Source organism: Pseudocolwellia agarivorans, assembly GCF_002000085.1.
GTDB lineage: Bacteria > Pseudomonadota > Gammaproteobacteria > Enterobacterales > Alteromonadaceae > Pseudocolwellia > Pseudocolwellia agarivorans.
Genome location: NZ_MUZU01000015.1, coordinates 1 through 22,518, shown reverse-complemented (window position 1 = coordinate 22,518; position 22,518 = coordinate 1). Strand labels below are relative to the sequence as shown.

Below are 22,518 nucleotides of genomic sequence, written 5' to 3'. Positions count from 1 at the left end.
CGCTTTTATTGATATTGCCATATTGTTGCCACATTTGTTCGTCGATTTTCCTTTTTTGCGTCGGTATTTCGTCCGACTTGTTTTGTTTAATAGTTACCAACAAAGAGTTAAGCAATTAAACAAACAACCACTAAAGGAAAACAATATGAAAACTTTTAACACAACTACACACTCAAACCACGTAACTCCTCACTCAGTAACTAAAAAATCAGTTATTGGTTTATTGGTTATCGGTTCATTAATGGCAACACCGAGCTATGCCTTTAATGAGGAATATAAAGTAGCAACAGAACAAGAAAAGGCACAGCAAGCAGATACTAATGTAGAAATAGGATTTGGATCTGGTGCGCTTGTTGGTGCTGTAGTTGCAGGGCCAATAGGCGCAATAGTTGCAGGTTTTGTTGGTACACTTATCGCAAAAAACGTCAATGCAGAAAACTCTATTGAAGATTTAGAGGTTACGCTAGCCAGTAAACAACAGAATATTGATCACGTAATTGCACAACATCAAAAAGCCTTACAAGCAACAGAGCAATCATACCAAGCAGAGCTGTTATCGTTAGAAAGTAACTATAAAAAATCGGCTCAATTGCAAGCAGAAAACTTATTAATGAGCCTGCAATTTTCAACGGGATCAAGCGAAATTAAAGCCCATTACCAACAACAAATTAGCTCGCTAGCTAAAATGTTAGCGCAGTCGCCTGATTTATCTATCGACTTGTCAGGTTATACCGACTTACAAGGTGACGAAGCGTTAAACCAGGCATTGTCGTTAGCACGAGTAAATGCGGTTAAAAATGCCTTAATAAATGACGGGGTAGAAAGCGATCGCATTCAAATATTTGCACTAGGTGAAAGCGAACCTGTAGTCGCTAGTACCGATAAAGAAATTAGTTTTTACGACCGTAGGGTGGTTATTAAGTTACATCAAACTGACGAAGGGCAAACAGCACAAAACTTTTAGTCCTCTATTTTAAGTTATGTTATTCAATGTATTACAGAATATAAATTATTCTAAGGAGGTGACTCCAGATTTTTTGAATAGAAACATCCATTAATTGCTAATTTAAATGCTAGCTGATATTTATCAGCTAGCATTTTTATTTACAAAAGCCTAAAACCATTTCTGCTTTGTCTTCAAAATCTTTATTCATTTCATCAATACTTATGCCAGCTCTTGCTCTAAGTAAATAACCTTGCCTTAAATCAAACATCAGCTGTGCACGTTTTAACGAAGGAAAATTTTTGGGTAAATTTCCTTTGCTCATTTCTTCTTCAAAGCGAGCAGCTAAACGGATATCAGTTTCTTTAATGGCTTGCTTTAAGCGTTCTTGAACGCCTTCAATAGAGCCGGCGCTTGTTGAAACACAGGTACTTAAAAAACAACCTTGAATACCATCTTCATTGGTAGTGGCATATTCAAGGGCTGTTTTAAAAAATGACTTAATCGCTTCTTTTATATTACTTTCGCTTTCAAAAGCAACAATAGGACCACAGTCGTCTTTTGAGGTGTAGCTGTCTATTGCTTGCAAGTACAGCTGGTGTTTATCGCCAAAGGTTGCATATAAACTTGGAGCATTAATTCCCATAGCGGTTGTTAAATCTTTCATTGAGCTGCCTTCGTAACCTTTGCTCCAAAAAACATTTATAGCTGAGGCTAGGGCTTGGTCTTTGTTAAATTTTAAAGGGCGGCCCATTTTTTTTATTTTTGTATCGTTCATTACAAAACTCTTGACTAAAATTATTTGTCTATTATTATAGTGTTCATTACAAAACTCAAGAGAGAAATAAAATGACAAGTAAAAAATTAAGTGCAGGACAGAAATTTCCAGCGTTATCGGTTGATAAATTAGACGGCGGAAAATTAGATTTTTTAAATCCAAAAGGCGATTGTGATTGGCTTTTAGTGGTTGTATATCGTGGTAAACATTGCCCGTTATGTACACAGTATTTATCAACATTAAATGAGTTACTGCCTAAATTTAATGAATTAGGTGTCGATGTTGTCGCTATGTCGGCCGATCCAAAAGAAAAAGCGTTAATTCAAATAAATGAAGTTAAGCCAAATTTTGAGATAGGTTACGATTTATCTATCGAGCAAATGCAAACACTTGGTTTATATATTTCAAACCCAAGGTCTGAGGCCGAAACTGATCGTCCTTTCGCTGAACCTGGTTTGTTTGTTATTAACTCATCGAAGGAAATTCAGTTAATTGATATTTCGAATGCGCCATTCCTAAGACCTGAATTAATGTCAGTGATCAGAGGATTAGGTTTTATTCGAAATCCTGAAAATCAATATCCTATTCGCGGTACGTTAACTTATTAGTAGGCATTTTATTATGACAACCAATACCCATGCAGCAGACGTAAAACAATTAATTAATGATCTGATCCAAGCTGGAACTAGCTTTGATATAGATGCCCTTGAAAGAATTTATCATAACGATTTACAGGTTATTATGCTCGATCCTTCTGGTGCTACGTCTATTGCAGATAAAGCGATGTTTAAAGGTTTATTTCAAAGCAAGCGAGATAACAAAGAACCAGCATTAAATACCTGGGCTGAATTTCACCGAATTGATGCCGATGACAAAAATGCTCATGTACTCATTTCACGTAAAGTTAAGTTAATGGCTGAAGAGCAAAAAATTACTTTGAGTATTGATTTAGTAAAAGAAAATAACGCTTGGCAAGTTATGCGCGAAGTTATATTTGTACACGCTGAGGAATAAATGATGACAACTGGAACAACAGAATATAAACCTCATATACTAACCAAAATTTTGTACTGGGTAAGTACTGGTATTGTTTTATTTTTATTAACGTGGGCAGCTGCTTCGTATCATATTATTCATGACACTCAAGCGGGCTACTTTACTGCGTTTGGTTATCCCACTTATTTGGTTTATCCATTAGCCTATTTAAAAATAGCAACAATTTTAATTATTGTTACTCATCGATATAACGATTTGCGTGATATGGCTTATGCCGCCTATTTTATCAATATGGCAATGGCGTTAGTTGGACATATTATTTACGGTGATTTTTTTGGTCACGCGTTAGTGGGTATGATCGTAATTCCTGTTTCATATTTACTGGGTAATAAAGTACGTGGTCGCCCACAAAGAAATTTATTTGGTAGATGGACTAATTAAATTATTGACTCAACACCATTTTAATATGTGCAAAGGAAGTAAACTAAAGCTTCCTTTTATTTTAAAGTAATCACGAAAATATATTGTTATATATTACTATTTAACTCAACCCAATTATGCGCTTTACCTTTATAGTCATAGCTTTATGATTTGTTAGTAATAAAGGTGAATCATCACAGCATGAATCCTAATGATTTACTATGCGATTTTAGTTGGATAATTTATAAACACAAAAAATCACCTATAAACATTCACATAATGATTAGTCAATAAAGTCGTGACGTTCTCTCCACAGACTTTATTCTTATTGCTATTTTTAAATGTTGGGAATATCAATGAATGTACTTTTTAAACTCAGTAAAATCAATCGAGTATTAAATAGTATAGGTAGAGTAAGTGCTCAAATTAATGTAATACTTCGGTAAAACTATTACAAATATTGTAGTGTTAATCAAAGATACTAAAATATTTATTTTCAGCTTAACCAACAATATGAAGTTAGATAAGATACGATTAGTTTATACAAGCTTTATCAACAAATATAAATAATGTGTGTTGTTAAGTATTGTTTTACTTAAAAAATAGACAATTATTTAGAGTTGACTATTATTAAATAAAATATTTTTTCTAGGGAGATTAACGTGATAAAACCATTTTTTATGAGTTTTTTCTCATTGTTGTTAGTGGTAATGTTTCTGAATCCTCTAAAATCCTACGGGAAAGAAACGTTAAATATTGCTGTTTTATTAACAAGTGGCCAGCAACGCTCTATTATTTCGTCATCACTATCTCAATTTAGTAAAGAAAACCCTGATGTTGATATAAAACTCATCATATATCCTGATAAAGAATTTAAAGTCGAATTGAAAAAATGGTTAGATTCTGGTGAAGGTCCTGATGTTATTAATTGGCAAGCAGGCGAGCGCTTATATCAGTATGTTCGTAAAAATAAAATAAAATCGGTAGATAGTATTTGGAAAAAATATCAGTTATCCGATAAGTTTAGTCAAGGTTCTGTTAGTGCTGTTACTTTGGAGAACAAAGTTTATGGGATACCGATTTCTTATTACCAATGGGGATTTTATTATCGTAAGTCGACGTTTAAAAAATTTAACTTAAGCCCCCCAAATACTTGGGATGAATTTTTAGAAATATGCCGAGTTTTAAAAAATAATAATATTACTCCTATAACATTAGGGAATAAAAACAAATGGCCGTCATCTGCTTGGTTTGATTATTTTGATTTACGAATTAATGGCTTAGATTTTCACTCTAAACTATTACGTGGAGAAATTTCGTTTGATGATGATAGAGTCAGAGAGGTGTTTAAATATTGGAAACAATTATTAGATCTTAATTATTTTATTGCTCATACTCATATGTGGAAGTGGGATGAAGCCATGCCATTTCTTTATCACCATCTTGCTGGAATGACTTTAATAGGTAATTTTTTTACTGGTCGTATGCCTGAATCATTAAAAGATGATTTTGATTTTTTCCGCTTTCCAATTATAGACGATAACGTACCTATATATGAGGAAGCGCCTTTAGACGTTTTTATGTTACCTCACTACACCAAAATAACTCCGACTATTGAACGTTTTCTTACCTTTATTTCAAGCACCAAATTTCAAGAATCACTCAATCATCAATTAGGTATGATCCCTCCTAATATTAATGTGAAAGATTCAGATGATTATTTTTCTGTAGTAGGAAAAGATATGTTAAATAAAGCGGTTGGTTTATCGCAGTTTTTTGATAGAGATACAAACGATGAAATGTCTTCTGAAGCGACAGAGATTTTTACTCAATTTATTGCTAAGCGTAATATCGAAATTGCAATAGAGCAATTGGAAAAGGCTAGGAATAAACACTTGTTGAAATAAAAATGCTTGTTTTAAACGATTAATACAATAATTAAGGTGAATCATAAGGGAACATAATGAATTTACGTATTAAATTAATATTTACACTTTCTGTGGTACTCACTCTTACATTGCTTAGTTATGCTGCTATTGATATTTATTTAAAGCAAAATACTTTAGAAGAAAAAGTAAAAAGGGCGTCAAATAGCACAGTTCTGAGATTAGGTATTACATTATCTTCACCTCTGTGGGATTACAGTATTAATGATGTTGAAGAAATAGCTTCTGCTGAATTAGGTACTAATGACTTAGTGAGTATTATTATTCATTCTTCTGATGAGAAAGAGTTATTTAAAGCGTATTGGGATGAAGCTTCTCAGCAAGTTATAAAAGGAGATTATACTGGAACTTCACTTTTTAATATTGAAAAAACAATAGAATATAAAGTTAAGGAAGAAGCTTTTAAAGCGGGCAGTATCCAACTTGTTTTTTCAGATAAAACATTAAAGGAAGCATTTACAGACGCCATTATTAGTAGCGTTATTCAAGTTATTTTATTAGATATTATTATTATCTTTTTTATGGGATATCTTGTTAATCGACTTGTTTTAAAAACAATAGATGATATTAAAAATCGGGTAGATGATATAGCACAAGGGCAAGGTGATTTAACTAAACGTATTGAATCAAGCTCTAATGATGAATTAGGACAATTAACCTTTGGTATTAACCGATTTATTAATAATGTTCATGCTATTGTGAGTGATATTGCTGATATGTCGATAAAATTAGATACTTCTTCAGTAGATGGGCAGCGTAATACTGCAGAGTTAACGGATTTAGTCGCTGATTTAAATGAGCAGACTCAACATATTGTTAGTTCAATGAAAGATATGGGAGTAACGTCTCAAGATATGACAAGTCAAGCAATCAGCTTAACAGGGGTAATGACCAATACAAGAGATTTATCTACCCAAGGTATGGAGAACATTACGCTAGCAAACGGTATGATCCAAGAATTAGCCTGTAACGTAGAGAATATTTTAACGGGAACTGAAAAATTAGATGGGCATGCCCAAGCTATAGGTTCTATTATTTCAGTTATTGAGGGGATTGCAGAGCAAACAAATTTATTAGCCCTTAATGCGGCTATTGAAGCAGCAAGAGCTGGTGAGCATGGACGAGGTTTTGCAGTGGTTGCTGATGAAGTACGGACACTTTCGCAACGTACTCAATCGTCAGTAGCTGAAATTGTTAATATTATTAAACAACTACAAACTTTATCTGCCGACACGCATGAACAAATGAATATGGGATTAATTAAAGCCAAAGAGAATGTAAACTCAGTGGCTAAAGTCGGTGAGGTATTTGAAGAAATTAACCATGCCATTTCCCAAAACTTTGACAGTACTGCTGTTATAGCCTCAGCTTCAGAAGAACAAACGCGAAACTTGCAGGCACTTGAAGTTAATATAGAGTCAATTCAAACATTAAATGATCAAACATTAGAAATAGCTGAAAAGTCAGCAATATCTAATGAAAGTACTGCCGAGTTGAGTCATAAAGTCGCTGCTTTACTCGAGAAGTTCAAAATATAGCGATGTCGCTAATATATGTAGTGTAGTTATATAGATTTTATAGTGCTTCACGAAGTACATGAGCGCATTTAGCTAAAACTATAGCACCCGCTGTAGACACATTAAGTGAGTTGCCCATACCAAACATCGGAATATGTATGTGTTGATGGCTTAATTGTAACGCGGCTTCGCTCACACCTTTTCGTTCATTGCCTAATACTAATACGCATGGAGATGAATAGGTTACCTCATTGTAGTCAACCGACTCGTGACATAACTCAACACTGTAAACAGTATAGTCTTTATCTATAAGCGCTTTTAAGCAGGCTGTTGTGCTATCGCTATATTCAATACTGACCCATTTTGCTTCATTTCTGGAGGCTTTTTTTAGTTTTTTGTCTGAAATAGTCAGCTCACCACAAACAATAATTTTTTCGATAGCAAATGCATCTGCTAAACGGATAAATGCTCCAATATTGTAGCTATTAGTTACGTTATCCAATACCAATATTAAAGGAACTTTGGGTTTATTCATGTACTCATCTCGTGTTGGTTTGTTTTTTCTTATTTCTTCTTTACTGAGTTGTATTTTCGACGGCATGCTCTCGGCTTCTTCTTGGTGTTTCACGAATGATAAGTGATATGCGCTAGTATCAATGAGTGAGGCTTGGTAATCAAACAGAGAATTAGATTTAGTTCTCAAATTTTACAGTCTTTCTTGAGCGTTAGGAATTTATTGTCTACAATGGCGCACTTTTTATTTATCTTAGATTGTTAAAATGACTGACACTAATTCAAAACCTGATTTACCTGATCAACTTTCAGGTAACCCACGTAGCCCTCATCATGTTGCTGAAATTTTTGAGCACACTATTGGTATTCGTTTAAACGGTAAAGAGCGTTTCGATGTTGAAGAATACTGTATTAGTGAAGGCTGGATTAAAATACCTTCACCTAAAGCACTAGATCGCCGTGGTCAACCTATGTTGATTAAGCTAAAAGGTACTGTTGAAGCGTTTTATAAGTAAAATAAACCTAAACTATTATTGTATTAAAGAGTCGATATTTAGGCTCTTTTTTTATGCTCAGAATAAGTATCCCAAGTTTGGGTTAAGTCGTTGTTCAATTTTATATTACTTTATTTTTATTCAAAATGACTTCTAAAAGTAAACGCTTGCGGAGTTTCACCATGTTCGCGTAAGTAATAGAGTTTTTGTACCGCTTGTTCAAGCGTAGGTGTTGTTCCTTCAGGTATCCACCATAATACGTATGTATCTTCAGCTTCTTTAGTAAACCACTCATTTTTACGTTTAAAAAAATCTTTGTGGTGCGTTCTAAACATAAAATCTTTAAGTGAATCTACAGACTCCCAAACCGACATATTGACAATCGTTTTTGGATCATTAAAAAACTGGATGCTAGTAGCATCACCGGCTTCGTCTTGTAAGCGCCAAATAAAACCAGGGCTCGATTCTGCAATAGCGTTGATTGGTTCTAAATTATCCATAAAGTCTTTCATTTCTATGGCTTCTAAATCGTATTTTGCTGTGGCGATATTTAATTGGGCTAGGTGCATGTTTGTTTAATCCTTTAAATTGTGTAAATAGCTTAAAAATTTGTATTAGTTAATATTGAATAATACGTTTATAAGGCGGTAACGAATCAAGTAGTTGTTTACCGTAGCGCTTGCTTACAACACGCCTGTCTAATAATGTAATTGTACCTTCGTCGCTTTCATTTCTGAGTAATCGACCGGTTGCTTGCACTAATTTTTTAGAAGTGTCGGGTACTGAAAGCGACATAAAAGGATTACCACCTTTAGCGGTAACGTACTCTGCTTGTGCTTCTTCAACCGGCGAAGTAGGAACTGAAAAGGGGAGCTTGGTAATAATTAAATTATTTAAGTATTTACCGGGCAAATCTAATCCTTCAGAAAAGCTTTGTGTACCAAAAATAATGCTTTGTTTATCGCTATCGCAGTTCTTTTTATGTTTCTCGATAATGTGTTGGCGTGATTGCTCACCCTGTACTTGAATTTCAAGCTTGTGTTTGTCGCGTAATGCAGCCGCTACTTTTTCCATTTGCCAATAAGATGAAAACAATACCAGTGTTGAAAAGCCTTGGTCGATAAGTTCGGGTAATTTTTCAATCACTTCATCAGTAAACTGATCGGCGCTTGGTTCATATTTCATGTTAGGCACAACAAGTTCAGCTTTGTTTTGATAATCGAAAGGCGAGTTAACTTGCTGATATTGTGTACCATCGTTAGTATGTAAGCCTACTTGAAACCTAAAATGATCAAATGAGTTTAAAGCTAAAATGGTGGCTGAACATAATACGGCACCATCACATTTGCTCCATAAGTTGTCTTCAAGCGTAAAGCCTACTTCGATAGGAGAAGCTGAAATAACATAGTCAGAGCGTTTACCTTCAGACATTTCTATCCAACGCGCAAGCGGTGCAGCTTTTTCGTTATCTGTTTTTTCATACATTTGCCAAAGGGCATGTAGATTTTCAAGTCGTTGGATCATAAAGCCAGACTCGGCTAATAGAGGCTCTGCCAAATACATTTGGGTTTCACCATCTTTTACTGACTCCATTAATAAATTGTAAAGTTTGTTGGTATGGGCGAGTGATTTTTTACTTAACTCGCTAATGTCTTCAGCCCAGTTTTTTAAATTTTTAGGTATGATGCCGTTTTCAAAGCGGTATTGTTTTTCTTTGGGGAAGTAGGCGGCTTTGTTGTTTTCGATAAAGGTAAAAACTTTTTGAAGCTCTACTAATAAATCTTGGCAATCGTCACCTAATTTTAAAGCAGGCGAAATAGCACGTTGCGATTTAATAAGTTTCGCCATTTTATCGCCCGTTTCTTTTAGCTTAGTTAGCCATTCTATCGCACCTTTTACGGTAACGTTGGCACTGGAATGATCACGCGTTACTTTAGGTAAATGATGGGCTTCGTCAATAATATAAAATACGTCTTCAGGCGCAGGTAATATTTTACCACCGCCTAACTCTAAATCGGCTAACAATAAGCTGTGGTTGATAACTAACACATCGCTCATGTCCATGGTTTCACGTGCTTTATGAAAAGGGCAATGAGTATGCTCAGATAAATGTTTTAAGCAGCTGTGTTTATCGCATTGCACTTGTTGCCAAATGTAATGAGGAACGCTGTCTGGCCAAGAATCTAAATCGCCTTGCCAGCTATTGTCGGAAAGTTTTTTATGCATATCGCCAAGTGTTCTTACATCTGCGGCATTAGGTTTTTGTGCAAATGTGAAGCCTGCTTGAGGATCGTCACCGTTGGTAACTGCGGCACTGAGCTTTTGCCTACAAACATAGCGTTGGCGACCTTTAACTAAGGTAAACGAGAAGTCGAGTTTAGAATGTTTTTTTAAAAAAGGTAAATCTTTATCAACTAATTGCTCTTGTAAAGCAACCGTTGCGGTTGAAATGATCACCTTTTTGTCACGGGAAAGTGCTAAAGGGATAGAACCTAATGAATAAGCGAGTGATTTACCTGTGCCTGTACCTGCTTCAATGACAATGATTTTCCGATCTTTATCGTATTCACCTGCTAGTGTTTTAGCTATTTCAGCAATTAAAAAGGTTTGCTGTTTACGCGGGTTAAAGTTCGTCATATTTTCACCAATGGCTTTGTAGCTGGTACGTATAACTTGCTTTATTTTGTCACTTAGCATGTGAAGAAGGTTTCCATAGAGAGTGGTATCATTTACACTGCTGTATATATTAACAGTTTTGTTATGTCTTTTTCGAGTATTCTTTTAATCATTATGCGTAATTCTTCAGATAGGTCTTTAAAAAACTCTTCAGCAGACGCTTTATTAGAGAAGGGGTTAATCTCTAACCAAACCAATAATAATGGCTTGCAGCAAGAGATTAACCAAGGTTTTATATTAACAAGGCAATCGCAAGATCGCTTTGGACGCATTTGCATTACCTTATGGTTAAAAACAGCATCAGGTCCTGTAAAATTAGAAATACATGATGAATTAGCGGTGTTTTTTGTCAGTGAAGTTCAACAAAAAGAAGCGGTTGATATACTAAATGATGCTTCTATTAAAATTGAAAAAGTTAATACGCTAACGCTTAAAACTTTTAATCAAGAAGTCGTCAGCGGTTTTTATTTTAAATCTATGCGAGATTTTTATGCTGCACGCGATAGATTAAAATATCACAGTATAAAATGTTATGAAGATGATTTTAGGCCAGACGATCGCTTTTTAATGGAACGTTTTATTACGGCTAATTTAAGTTTTATAGGATCTGAAAAAGCCAACTTTGAAACTAAAAATAACCCAGCTAACTACAAAGCTTACTCAAAAGTAAAGTGTAAAACTTTACCGTATCATCAAGCAGATAAAAACATTGCACTAACTATGGTGTCGGTAGATTTAGAATGTTCAATGCAAGGCGAGCTATATTCAATAGGGCTTTACGCTAAGGTAAATGGTGAAGATGTAAATTGCGTATTGATGATAGGTGAGCCAGAAGAAACTGAACTTAACTATATTCAATGGGTAGCCGATGAGTCAGCTTTATTAATTGCGTTTATTGAATGGATACACGTTAATGACCCAGACATTATGATTGGCTGGAATGTTGTTAATTTTGATTTTAGTTTATTTCAAAAACGTTGTGATTTACACGGTATAAAATTTTCAATTGGCAGAGATGGTACACCACCTCATTGGCGAAAAAATGCTACCAGCGAACAAAAGTTTATTGAAATAGCGGGTAGAGTGGTGCTTGACGGTATCGACTTATTAAAAACAGCGACTCATAACTTTCCTAGCTTCTCCCTCGAAAATGTATCAAATACACTATTAAATACCGGTAAAAAAGTAAAAGACGTTGATAACCGTGTGCAAGAAATTACCGACAATTTTCACAATAACAAACAAGATCTTGCTATTTACAACCTTGAAGATTGTCGTTTAGTTTGGTTGATTTTTGAAAAAACACAACTGTTAGAATTTGCCATATTACGCTCTCAACTTACTGGGTTAGCGATAGATCGCATGGGCGGTTCTGTTGCGGCATTTACCAATTTATATTTACCTAAACTGCATCGTAGTGGTTATGTAGCACCTAATATGGGCGACGGTGAATCAGGGCTTGTTTCGCCCGGTGGTTTTGTTATGGATTCAATTCCGGGTTTATACGACAACGTATTAGTTCTCGATTTTAAAAGCCTTTATCCTAGTATTATTCGCACCTTTAATGTTGATCCTATGGGGCTAATTGAAGGTTTAGAAGACGATAAACATCAGCGTAATAATCCTATTAAAGGTTTTGATGGGGCGTATTTTTCAAGAGACAAACACTTCTTGCCTGACATTATTCAATCTCTTTGGTTAGAACGCGATAAAGCTAAAGTAGAAAAAAACGCGGCGCTATCGCAAGCCATCAAAATTATCATGAACTCGTTTTATGGCATTTTAGGCTCAACAGGCTGTCGTTTTTTTGATCCGCGTTTAGCAGGGTCTATTACTAAGCGTAGCCATGAGCTATTAAAAATCACCAAACAATGGATTGAAGATAAAGGCTACCAAGTTATTTATGGCGATACCGACTCTATATTTGTACATGTAGGCGTAGATAAATCACAAGAACAAAGCTTAAGCTTAGGTAAAGAACTGCAAACATTAATTAATACTAAAATGGATAAGTTATTGTTGGATGAACATGGTGTTACTAGCCAATTAGAAATCGAGTTTGAAACACACTTTACTAAATTTTTAATGCCCACCATTCGAGGGTTAGATGTAGGCACTAAAAAACGCTATGCGGGTATGATTGTAAACCGAGATAAACCGTCAGGCGTTGAACATCAACAAATGGTGTACAAAGGCTTAGAAACTGTTAGAACCGACTGGACAGACTTAGCGAAAGAATTTCAGCAAGCTTTATATTTAAAAGTATTTAACAATGAACCAACCGCCGCTTACATACTTGACATGGTAGAGCGAACCTTAGCAGGAGAGTTTGACGACAAATTAATTTATCGTAAGCGTATAAGAAGAAGACTAAGCGAGTACGTAAAAAATGTTCCGCCTCATGTAAAAGCCGCGCGCCTTGCTGATATGCTTAATCAAGAACAAGGCAAGCCGTTAAGGTATCAACATAAAGGTTGGATTGAATATTACATCACCTTAAATGGTCCGCAGGCAAAAGAGTATTTGTCGGCGCCGTTAGATTATCAGTTTTATATTGACCGACAATTAGAAGCGGTAGCCGATGGTATTTTACCTTTTGTCGGTTCGAGCTTTAATGAAGTGACTAATAAACAAATGGGGTTGTTTGGATAGGCCCATACTAACAAGTTTGATTATATTAATAGCGAAAGTAGGGAACCGATTTGGACTATTTATGTTTTGATTGTTAGTCTTTGCATGTTGTTTAATGTCATATTTATATAAACAATAATTAAAAAGTTTATATAACCACTTTATAAGTAAGGGATTGTATGTATGATGTTTGTAAATCATATCTTGCCAAATTTATAGTGCATCATTATCCGTACTAACTCCAAAAAACGTAACATTAATTAAGGAATAAATTAATGAAAATAAATAACCTCATTGCATTTGCTCTTACTGCTTCACTTCCTCTTCATATTTTAGCTCAAGATAGTGTCGTTTCTGATGAAGAAATAGCACATCAAAGAGCTGAATTAGCAATCAATACAAATAGTAAAGGTTTTGGTCCTCAATCACCTAGAGATATTGATATTGCTTTTGGTGAGAACTCAATATTATTTGATACTGCGCCTTCAGCAGATAAAATGAACCTTTGTAATATTCATTTTCATGAAAATGCTGAACATAAAGGCGGTGAATTTACTGAATATGCTGGTAATGGTAGCGGCCATGGTTATGAGAGTGGTTATAAGTATTCAGGGTCGTTAACTGCCGCTGAGCTTAAAAAAACGGATAAAGATGTATGCCCTAGTGAGCATGGCGCATTAGAGCCTGGTGCTACAATAGAGGTTCATTATGTATATTCTACTGCGCAAGTAGAGCCCGGACCAACGTTAGGCTCATGTTTTAATGATGCTATATTAAATCCACAATTGAGAGTAGAAACACAAGTCTATGTACTTGTTAATGATACTACTGCGCTTGATTTTTCTGAATTAACGGCTTATAAAAAAATTATAGGTAAAAATCAAGCATTGAATATTCCTACTAATACAGGGACTCCCGTTCAATATAAAGGTTCAACAACAGGACCAGGATATAATGAAAAGGGGTCACCGTATCAAGTGAGCTGGAGTGTTAGGCCTAGGGTCGCTAAAGTTAATATTGCAAGTGTAGGTAAATGGTGTAAGGGAAATATTTACCAAGAAGATCATGCTCATGGTGTTAGAAACCTCGTTAAAAACCCTAAATTACTTTCTCAAATTCAATAGTCGTATTGATATCCTTACTGTCGTTTTTAAAGTACTTTTCAAATAAAAGTGCTTTTTATTGGCTTATTTCGTATTAAAACAGTGATAGTTTTAATGATTAATTAATTCTTTCCTTTATTCTGTTTGATAAATAATTCGTGCACCTTTAATCTAATCAGGTTATAAATACATTATAGATGGCTAGATAGCTATAATATCTGAAAATGAGAACACATAAATGAAAACTGAAACCAAAGTAGTGTCAGCAGGGCGCTCTGCTAAATGGACTAACGGTGTGGTTAACCCACCTGTGCAACGCGCATCAACCGTTGTTTTTGAATCTGTTAAACAAATGAAAGCAGCAGCAGTAAATAGAACAAATCAAACGTTGTTTTATGGTCGAAGAGGTACTACTACCTCGTTTGCATTTAGCGATGCTATGGTTGAGCTTGAAGGCGGAGCTGGCTGTGCTTTATATCCTTCAGGTACTGCCGCGATTACTAATGCAATTATTTCAGTGGTTAAAACTGGCGACCATATTTTAATGATCGATAATGCCTACGAACCCACTCGTGATTTTTGTGACAAAATCCTCGCAAAAATGGGCGTAACTACCACCTACTACGATCCATTAATTGGTAAAGGTATTGAAGCGCTTATTCAAGAAAACACGAGTGTTATATTTTTAGAATCTCCAGGTTCAATCACTATGGAAGTTCAAGACGTCCCTGGTATTGCAGAAGTGGCCCATAAGCATGGCTGTATAGTAATGCTTGATAATACATGGGGCGCAGCGGTTAATTTTCAGCCGTTTGATCATGGCGTAGACATATCAGTACAAGCGGCTACTAAATACATAGTAGGGCATTCAGACGTCATGCTAGGTACTGCAACTGCTGTTGAAAAATACTGGCCACAGCTACGTGAAAATAGCTACATTATGGGACAGTGCACGTCACCAGACGATTTGTATTTGGCGTTGCGTGGGATTCGCACGTTAAGTGTTAGGCTAAAACAACATCAAGCGAGCTCGCTTAAAATAGCTAATTGGTTAGCAACAAGACCAGAAGTGGAAACGGTACTTCATCCAGCTTTACCATCTTGCCCAGGTCATGAATTTTTTGAACGTGATTTTAATGGTTCAAATGGTTTGTTTTCGTTTGTATTAAACAAGGGCAGTCAAGCCGCAATTACCGAATTACTTGATGGTATGGAACACTTTAAAATGGGGTATTCGTGGGGCGGTTTTGAAAGCCTTATTTTAGCTATATCAAACGTAAAGTCTATGCGTACTGCTACAGAGTGGAAATACGAATTTCCGTTAATTAGGCTTCATGTTGGTTTAGAAGATGTAGATGATTTAATTGAAGATTTAACTAAAGGTTTTGAGCGCTTTAATTCGGTGCTAGAGCAAGGTTAATCTTATAAGGTAAGCAATAAAAAAGCACGTTTATGTGCTTTTTTCTGTCTAAATTGTTATTTAAAGCACGAGTGTTAACTCATATTTTTATGAAAGGTTTACTAAGCTTCTTTAAATAACTATCAATGAGATACTTGAACTAACTATAGCTTTATTTTAAAGCACTGCTAGTTACTTATAGGTTGTATATTTTATGGATAACCATACTTGCCATCATTAAAGATCCGCTTGAAAAAAACCAACAAAAAGAAAAAATAAACCATTTTTGAATATGTATAGGGACTTTTTTTCTTTTTTCAAGCATCCCGTAACGCTTAGCATGGAAAGACCAAAGAAATATGGTAGCGTATTGTAGAACCCCATTACCTGAAAAAAAGATATTTAGACTATAAAACCTAACACCATCATCAAGAATATCTTCTAATAAAATCAGCCATTTACTTTTTAAGTAAATGACTATACCAATCCAAATAAAAATACCTAAACACCCACCGAAAAACAAATAGGTTGAAACGAGTGAAATAAATGAAGGATCAATGCTTTGCATTACTTAATACCATTAGCTTTATATAAAACTTCTCCTTTATATTCTCCATATTCCCCACCATATTTTCCGCCAAGATAACCACCACCAGCTCCGGCCACAATAACACAACCGAAAAAGCTAGTTCCGCTTGTAGGCAAAGCAAATATTAAAGAGCATGTCACCCATGCTGTAACACCACCACCCAAAGCCCCACCGCCAATACTACCAACAGCCTTACCTGTTTGTGTATATTTAGATTTGCTACATTGATCATTATCACCAACGGTACAAGCTTTTTGAATGTTAGAGACTGCATCAAGCCCCGTTAGTGCAATACCTAGATAGCCTACACGCTTTAAATTACGTGACATATCAGCTACTGCTGCATAATTTTTATGAAAATTAGGAATAGCCGTAACATTGGAAGGTTGCTTATTCCATTGATGAATGATGCTTTTACTGCTTAACCCTAAGTTACTGCGAATATCTCCAGTCACAAGTGTTCCACCTAAACTCGGTTGACCAAAACGATTTAAAGCTGCGTCTAATCTCGCAAATTGTATTTTACGTTGAGTGAAAAAATGTTGATTATTTAAGTTACCATTTGATTTATAACTAGTAACATAGGTGCGCTCAATATCTTTCAGAATTGATTTTACTTGGTTGGTATGTGCATTCCACGCAGTATTACTTACACCTATAAGTAAGCCATTATAGCTAGCAACATTAGATAAAAACTCATATCTGTTCACCAGTAATTGTTTTTCTGAATTACTTAATTTTAATAAGGTTAAATCCACTGCTTTGGCTATATCTAAAAACTCAGCTTCCTCAATGGTACATTCTTGAGTATCAACAGGAGATAATAATACAACTTGCCCAACTTGAACTATCCCATTCTTAATATGAGAGTTAACCATTTTAAAATGTTTATAAGTATTTTCAGAGGGAGAGTTGTACATAATCATAATAAGTTGATCTACAGGCATCTGTTTTTCAACAATATGTATTGCTTTGTTTTGCGTACTAGGTAGTGCGTCCATGTTTTATTCCTTTAATTTCCATTGTGATTTTGTTAAATCCATAATAAATCGTTTGAGATTGTACTCAATATGTAAGGTTTAATAAAGCAACTCTTTTTGACTAGTTGCATATACATAAACCAGTTTGTTGTAAGTAACTAAAAAGTATTTATGCTATTCAATCTGCAAATATATATCAGTAACCGCTTCGGTTTGATTAACGGTAGTAAACATTTTTATACGTTCAATAAAGCAGGGGAAATCACGTAACTGTTTACCGCTTTGAGGTAACCATTGGCTGTAAAGAGCGTTTATCAGTTCACCTAAATTGTCATCACTTCCTGTATATCGTAATACGGCACAATATCCTTTGGGAATTTCGCTCAGCTCTACACCTTGCGTGTTTTCTTTAAGTTTATCTTCTTTTAACTGCTCGTCGTTTGTTAGGTTTATTGAGGTGATATTGGTGGCTATATCAAATCGGTAATCTTCTGCTGGTGTAGTGTGTGGGTCGTTATACAAAATATTAAAGGTTTTACTGAGTGTTGGTGGGGTATGGTGTGCTTTTCGCCATTCAATAAAACGTTTTATGCTGATATGTAACGTTTGAGGTGAACCTTTGTGGGATAAGCTGGCTATTTGGGTTTTATCAAACCATTGTATTTTTACATTAGCTATTAATGAATGTTCCATAGGCTGATTCGCTTGTGTCGTGTTTACGTTATTTAGGCTATTACCTGAAATGGGTGCCCAGTTGGGTGATTGTTTAAATTGTGTGGGTGTTACCAAAAAGACTTTTTTAAACGCGCGAGAGAATGATTCAGTATTTTCAAAACTTGCATCTAAAGCAATGTCAGTTATTGTTAAGTGATGATAATAGAGTTGATTAGCTGCTTTTTTCATTCGTTGTAATTGAATATATTGAAAAACAGGTAACCCTACATGCAGGTGAAATAAGCGATGAAAATGATATTTTGATAAATGTTCAATTTTACATAGATCATCTAAAGGAAGCTTTGTATTTAAATTTTTATCTATAAAATGACACACTTTTTGAAATGGGATGCTGTTTATGCTTTCCATATTTATATCGTTCATTTTTAATAAATTAAATGTAGTTATTCATTAGGTTCTGAATAGTGTCATAACATATGAGAGGTTACCTGACAGATCTTGCTGTTGTTTGTTGATTAACTGCTTATAGTAAATGATAAATAAAAAAGGAATGAATACGTTAATATTCATTCCTTTGGTTGTTTAATTGAGCTTTAAGTTTATCGTTTTTGAAAAAGATTTACGCTTTTTCTAATGCTTGCTCAATGTCTGCAATAATGTCGTCAATATCTTCAATGCCTACAGAAATACGCACTAAATCTTCAGAAACTCCAGCTGATTTTAATTCTTCAGGATTTAGCTGACGATGAGTTGTAGACGCTGGATGACAGGCTAACGATTTAGCATCACCAATATTTACAAGGCGTAAAATCATGTTGAGTGCATCAATAAAACGTCCGCCTGCTTCACTACCACCTTTAATACCAAAGCTTAAAATACCTGATGATTTACCGCTGGTTATGGTGTTACATAGCTCATGATAAGGACTTGTTGGTAGGGCTGCATAATTTACCCAGTTGACTTTTTCATGATTATTTAGGTAGTTAGCTACTTTTAATGCATTTTCACAATGGCGTTCCATGCGTAAACATAAAGTTTCTAAGCCTTGCATAATTAAAAAGGCACTATGTGGTGAAAGGGCTGCACCGGTATTTCTTAACGGTACAACACGACAACGACCAATATAGGCGGCAGCGCCTAATGCTTCAGTGTAAACAACATCATGATATGAAGGATCTGGTTCGTTTAGCATAGGAAAACGTTCTTTGTTTGCTACCCAATCAAATTTACCTGAGTCAACAATTATACCGCCGATGCTTGTGCCATGGCCGCCTATGTATTTAGTGAGTGAATGAATAACAATATGAGCGCCGTGTTCAAATGGGCGACATAAAACAGGGCTTGCCACTGTATTATCTACAATTAATGGTACGCCATACTTGTTTGCTATTTTAGCTAAACCAGCTAAATCGACAATATTACCTGCAGGGTTACCGATAGATTCACAAAAAATAGCACGTGTGTTGTCGTCAATTAAGGCTTCAAATGCAGCTAAATTGTCGGCAGAGGCAAATTTTACGTTTACACCTTGTCTTGGAAAAGTGTGAGCAAAAAGGTTGTAAGTACCACCGTATAATTGGCTAGTACTAATAATGTTATCACCTACAGAGGTAATTGCTTGAATGGCATAAGTAATAGCTGCCATACCCGAGGCTACAGCCAAACCTGCTAAACCACCTTCCATCGCTGAAACACGTTGTTCTAACACGTCAGTGGTTGGGTTCATTATGCGAGTGTAAATGTTCCCTGGAACTTTTAAATCAAATAAGTCTGCACCGTGTTGCGTATTGTCAAAGGTATAAGATGTTGTTTGGTAAATAGGCGTGGTTGCGGCTTTAGTCGTTGCTTCCGACTCATATCCGTGGTGTAAGGCTAGTGAGGCTAATTTCATAATGGGTCCATTCGTTGTTTAAAGGTTATTCGTGCAATATTTATATCATTAAAATACAGCGAAAAAAATATTTTTGAATATATAAGTTATTTATAAAGTTATGCGTGTTCTTTACATTGTTTTAGTAATTTCAAAAAATCCTCTGTATTCCTATCAAAGCCTGTATCAGGTAAATAAAGGTGATAACCGTAAATAGTGTTTAATTGCTCTGTTCTAAAAAGCCAAGCGGCAATAGGACCTTTATATACTTTGTTATTTAAAGTGAAATGATCGAAGCTGATCAAGCCATTATCAAGTGTTATTTCGTTATTTTTAGCCGCTAATATTAGTAGTTCTCTTTGTTCATGAATCAACTTGTTGGCAAGGCGAGGTGAAATATTGTCAGCAATGAGAGCAATATCTTTTAATTTAATACCAATATAGGGGAGGTGAGTTACATTAAAAACGCTACTTGATGTAGGCACACCTAATCGAATAATACTGTTCCATTGTATTGCCCAATTCCCATTCCTATGAAAAAAACACAAATGTTTTCGTGTTAATTTGTAGCTGATATCTGGCTCTGAATATTTTAATACGCCTGTTAAAAAAACAATGCAGCTAGCAAAAAAGAGTAGCATTAACTGAAATTTAAATTCGGCCCAAAACCATGAATTGAGTAGCATGCTAATACAAATACAACAAAAACCTAATAACATGAGAAACATACTATTATGTTTGGCTCTGGGTTTTATTATTATTTGTTCTTCAATAGAAGGGGGCAATTGATTAACCTCAAAAATAAACAAGTTATTTAGTTTGAATGAAAGCTAAATTATGACTCGAATTTTTTAATAAAATACCTTGTTTAAATAAAAGTTGGTGTAGTTTTTTTTGGTAAGTTGATTCTATGGTTTTTGCTGCACTTAAGTTAACGTCATTATCAAAAGTACAATGTACTAATAAACTATTTGGGAAGTTATCAAATTTAACGGTAAAACTTACGTGAGTAAAACCTGTTAACTCTTCTTGCAATAATGTTGTTAATTTTTCTATGGTGGTGTCAAGTTTGTTTTGTAATTTTTGTGTTGTTTTAGAATGTTTCATTGTTTTAGTTCTTAAAGGTTTGAATACTAATAGGTGTTATAAAGCTTGTACCATGTTTTTAATTTTTACTGCTTTTTCAAAATGATCTAATTTTTCTGTCATGATCCACCATGTTGCCACTTCCATTAATACTTCAGGCTCTGAATTTTTATTTTTGAAAAACGCATAAAAAGATAAACCTACATTATCACCTTTTTGTTCAATTTTTTGGTTACATACTTGAATGATTTTTGTCTTAATGCTTTCTCTCATATAAATCCTTTAAAGTGGAGGGGCTATATAAAATACGAAGTTTATGTTTTTTTTATGAATCTGTGTTTTTATATATAAAAATATTTTTTATTGTACTGATATTAATCATACATTTTTATATAATGTTTGAGTATTAAATTAGTTATTAATATAAAAGTACTGAATTTAGGTTTTGTCATATTTAGAACGTCATTTTTTGGGGCTTTTTAGTTCAACGATGGGAAGGTGTTTTTTGAATAAAATATTTACAGCGTTATTCGTTTTAGTTATAAGTTTTTCAGCTCTTGCGGATAAGATTATAGCGTCTGATAAGGGCTTTCTCTATAGCGGAAGAATCGATTTTTCTAATAAAAACAAGCCTTACCTTACATGGCCGGGCTCAAGTGTTAAGGCCAATATAAACGGTAATAAACTTGTATTGCTGATTGAAGATGAAAAAGGTGAAAATTACTTTAATGTAATTGTTAATGGTAACACTTTATACCCGTATGTACTTAAGTTGAATAAAGGTTTTAAAAAATATGATTTAAGTCATTTAATTACCAGTAAAACTACTGAGTTTGAATTATTTAAGAGAACCGAAGGCTACGAAGGTGGCACCTTTTTCCATGGCGTAGAAGTACAAAATGGTTATTCATTAGCAAACCCACCTAAGAGGGCTAGTAGAAAAATAGCCTTTTTTGGTGACTCAGTAACCAGTGCAATGGGTAATGAAGCAGCCGATAACGACATCGATAAAAGGGCATCTGAAAAAAATCATTACCTTTCATATGCTGCAATTACTGCTCGAGCATTAAATGCTGAGTTTCATACCGTATCACGCAGCGGTATTGGTTTTATGGTAAGTTGGTTTGATTTTATTATGCCTGATTACTATGACCAACTAACGGGTGTAAATAACAACGATTCACAATGGGACTTTAGTCAATGGCAACCTGATGTTGTGGTTGTTAATTTAGGGCAAAACGATAGCTGGTTAATTGATAACGAAAAAAGATTGAAACCAGAACCTACCGAGCAAAATATAATTGATGCCTACGCAAATTTTATAACAACCTTGAGTGTTAAATATCCAAATGCACAATTTATATCAGTGCTTGGTAGCATGGATTCTTCAAAAAATAATACGTGGCCAAGTTACGTAAAACGAGCAATTGAAAAGGTTGAACAAAAAAACAACAAAATTAAGATTGATATGACATTATTTGAATTTAATGGATATAAAAAGCATCCAAGAGTGCAGCAACATGTAACAAATGCTGATAAACTTACACGCCATATTCAGGCGCTAATGAATTGGTAAGCGTTTAAAACTAACGTTATAAGTATTATTAATTTTCTATATTTCTAAATGTTATAAACCAGATATTAATGTAACTGTACGTTATATCAATATCTGGTATCTTAGCTTTAATAAATGTAGGTAATTTGTGCGAAATTTAAACTTCGTGTAAAAATAATATTTATTCGCTATATGTATTACATATAACAAATGTAATAAAATTATTTCTTTGGAGAGAACATGAAAGCAAAATCAGATATAGGTGTTGTTGGCCTAGCAGTTATGGGCGAAAACTTGATCCTTAATATGGCAAGTAAAGGATTTACAGTAACAGCATTTAACCGCTC

23 protein-coding genes are annotated in these 22,518 nt (G+C 34.7%); 12 read left to right on the top strand and 11 right to left on the bottom strand.

From position 1 onward, the window contains the following. Positions 1-145: 145 nt before the first annotated feature. Entirely contained in the window at positions 146-964 is an 819-nt protein-coding gene (pdsO, locus tag B0X80_RS17870) for a sortase-associated OmpA-like protein PdsO (RefSeq protein ID WP_077342772.1), read from the top strand. Positions 965-1,100: 136 nt separating this feature from the next. On the opposite strand, the gene B0X80_RS17865 is transcribed toward pdsO, so the two are convergent. Further along, a complete protein-coding gene (locus B0X80_RS17865; RefSeq protein ID WP_217697166.1) occupies positions 1,101-1,721 on the bottom strand; it encodes a TetR/AcrR family transcriptional regulator in 621 nt (206 codons plus the stop codon). Between the two features lie 71 nt (positions 1,722-1,792). On the opposite strand from B0X80_RS17865, the gene B0X80_RS17860 reads away from it, so the two are divergent. From B0X80_RS17860 to B0X80_RS17840, 5 genes are all read left to right on the top strand, one after another. After that, positions 1,793-2,329, top strand: coding sequence for a peroxiredoxin-like family protein (locus tag B0X80_RS17860; RefSeq protein WP_077342770.1), 537 nt, complete (start codon positions 1,793-1,795; stop codon positions 2,327-2,329). Between the two features lie 13 nt (positions 2,330-2,342). Next, complete coding sequence (locus B0X80_RS17855; RefSeq protein WP_077342768.1) at positions 2,343-2,735, top strand: hypothetical protein; 393 nt, start codon at positions 2,343-2,345, stop codon at positions 2,733-2,735. After that, the gene (locus tag B0X80_RS17850) at positions 2,736-3,158 is read left to right on the top strand and encodes a DoxX family protein (RefSeq protein WP_139345348.1); all 423 of its coding nucleotides are present in this window, start codon (positions 2,736-2,738) and stop codon (positions 3,156-3,158) included. 641 nt (positions 3,159-3,799) lie between these two features. Beyond that, the gene (locus B0X80_RS17845; protein ID WP_077342764.1) at positions 3,800-5,044 is read left to right on the top strand and encodes an ABC transporter substrate-binding protein; all 1,245 of its coding nucleotides are present in this window, start codon (positions 3,800-3,802) and stop codon (positions 5,042-5,044) included. A 56-nt stretch (positions 5,045-5,100) separates the two neighbouring features. After that, complete coding sequence (locus B0X80_RS17840) at positions 5,101-6,621, top strand: methyl-accepting chemotaxis protein (protein ID WP_077342762.1); 1,521 nt, start codon at positions 5,101-5,103, stop codon at positions 6,619-6,621. A 37-nt stretch (positions 6,622-6,658) separates the two neighbouring features. On the opposite strand, the gene B0X80_RS17835 is transcribed toward B0X80_RS17840, so the two are convergent. After that, positions 6,659-7,201, bottom strand: a complete 543-nt coding sequence (locus tag B0X80_RS17835) for a TrmH family RNA methyltransferase (protein WP_077342857.1) — start codon at positions 7,199-7,201, stop codon at positions 6,659-6,661. 178 nt (positions 7,202-7,379) lie between these two features. On the opposite strand from B0X80_RS17835, the gene B0X80_RS17830 reads away from it, so the two are divergent. Continuing rightward, positions 7,380-7,628 carry a DUF3297 family protein gene (locus tag B0X80_RS17830; protein WP_076418706.1) on the top strand — a complete coding sequence of 83 codons (249 nt, stop codon included), beginning with the start codon at positions 7,380-7,382 and terminating at the stop codon, positions 7,626-7,628. A 116-nt stretch (positions 7,629-7,744) separates the two neighbouring features. On the opposite strand, the gene B0X80_RS17825 is transcribed toward B0X80_RS17830, so the two are convergent. Both B0X80_RS17825 and dinG read right to left on the bottom strand, forming a co-directional pair. Next, positions 7,745-8,176: a DUF3291 domain-containing protein gene (locus tag B0X80_RS17825; RefSeq protein WP_077342760.1), complete on the bottom strand. Its 432-nt coding sequence runs from the start codon at positions 8,174-8,176 to the stop codon at positions 7,745-7,747. A gap of 49 nt (positions 8,177-8,225) precedes the next feature. Further along, entirely contained in the window at positions 8,226-10,304 is a 2,079-nt protein-coding gene (dinG, locus tag B0X80_RS17820) for an ATP-dependent DNA helicase DinG (protein ID WP_077342758.1), read from the bottom strand. A 93-nt stretch (positions 10,305-10,397) separates the two neighbouring features. Here dinG and B0X80_RS17815 point away from each other — a divergent pair, with 93 nt between their 5' ends. From B0X80_RS17815 to B0X80_RS17805, 3 genes are all read left to right on the top strand, one after another. Further along, a complete protein-coding gene (locus B0X80_RS17815) occupies positions 10,398-12,935 on the top strand; it encodes a DNA polymerase II (protein ID WP_077342855.1) in 2,538 nt (845 codons plus the stop codon). Positions 12,936-13,189: 254 nt separating this feature from the next. Continuing rightward, positions 13,190-14,038, top strand: coding sequence for a delta-class carbonic anhydrase (locus B0X80_RS17810; protein WP_077342756.1), 849 nt, complete (start codon positions 13,190-13,192; stop codon positions 14,036-14,038). 217 nt (positions 14,039-14,255) lie between these two features. Beyond that, a complete protein-coding gene (locus tag B0X80_RS17805; RefSeq protein WP_077342754.1) occupies positions 14,256-15,437 on the top strand; it encodes a cystathionine beta-lyase in 1,182 nt (393 codons plus the stop codon). Between the two features lie 175 nt (positions 15,438-15,612). On the opposite strand, the gene B0X80_RS17800 is transcribed toward B0X80_RS17805, so the two are convergent. From B0X80_RS17800 to B0X80_RS17770, 7 genes are all read right to left on the bottom strand, one after another. After that, on the bottom strand, positions 15,613-15,984 hold the full coding sequence (locus B0X80_RS17800; RefSeq protein WP_077342752.1) for a hypothetical protein: 372 nt from the start codon (positions 15,982-15,984) through the stop codon (positions 15,613-15,615). Continuing rightward, positions 15,984-17,006, bottom strand: coding sequence for a hypothetical protein (locus tag B0X80_RS17795; RefSeq protein WP_077342750.1), 1,023 nt, complete (start codon positions 17,004-17,006; stop codon positions 15,984-15,986). The genes B0X80_RS17800 and B0X80_RS17795 overlap by 1 nt, the downstream gene beginning before the upstream one ends. A 153-nt stretch (positions 17,007-17,159) precedes the next feature. Beyond that, the gene (locus B0X80_RS17790; RefSeq protein WP_175623984.1) at positions 17,160-18,068 is read right to left on the bottom strand and encodes an AraC family transcriptional regulator; all 909 of its coding nucleotides are present in this window, start codon (positions 18,066-18,068) and stop codon (positions 17,160-17,162) included. Positions 18,069-18,279: 211 nt separating this feature from the next. Continuing rightward, positions 18,280-19,551 carry an O-acetylhomoserine aminocarboxypropyltransferase/cysteine synthase family protein gene (locus tag B0X80_RS17785; protein ID WP_077342746.1) on the bottom strand — a complete coding sequence of 424 codons (1,272 nt, stop codon included), beginning with the start codon at positions 19,549-19,551 and terminating at the stop codon, positions 18,280-18,282. A gap of 98 nt (positions 19,552-19,649) precedes the next feature. After that, entirely contained in the window at positions 19,650-20,315 is a 666-nt protein-coding gene (locus B0X80_RS17780; protein ID WP_245825495.1) for a DUF2982 domain-containing protein, read from the bottom strand. A gap of 25 nt (positions 20,316-20,340) precedes the next feature. Further along, complete coding sequence (locus B0X80_RS17775; RefSeq protein WP_077342744.1) at positions 20,341-20,637, bottom strand: hypothetical protein; 297 nt, start codon at positions 20,635-20,637, stop codon at positions 20,341-20,343. 36 nt (positions 20,638-20,673) lie between these two features. After that, positions 20,674-20,889: a DUF6500 family protein gene (locus B0X80_RS17770; RefSeq protein ID WP_076418696.1), complete on the bottom strand. Its 216-nt coding sequence runs from the start codon at positions 20,887-20,889 to the stop codon at positions 20,674-20,676. 232 nt (positions 20,890-21,121) lie between these two features. Between B0X80_RS17770 and B0X80_RS17765 the strand changes: the two genes are divergently transcribed. Further along, complete coding sequence (locus B0X80_RS17765) at positions 21,122-22,192, top strand: GDSL-type esterase/lipase family protein (RefSeq protein ID WP_175623983.1); 1,071 nt, start codon at positions 21,122-21,124, stop codon at positions 22,190-22,192. Positions 22,193-22,411: 219 nt separating this feature from the next. Continuing rightward, a partial coding sequence (locus B0X80_RS17760) for an NAD(P)-binding domain-containing protein (protein ID WP_139345340.1) occupies positions 22,412-22,518 on the top strand: 107 nt, incomplete at its 3' end.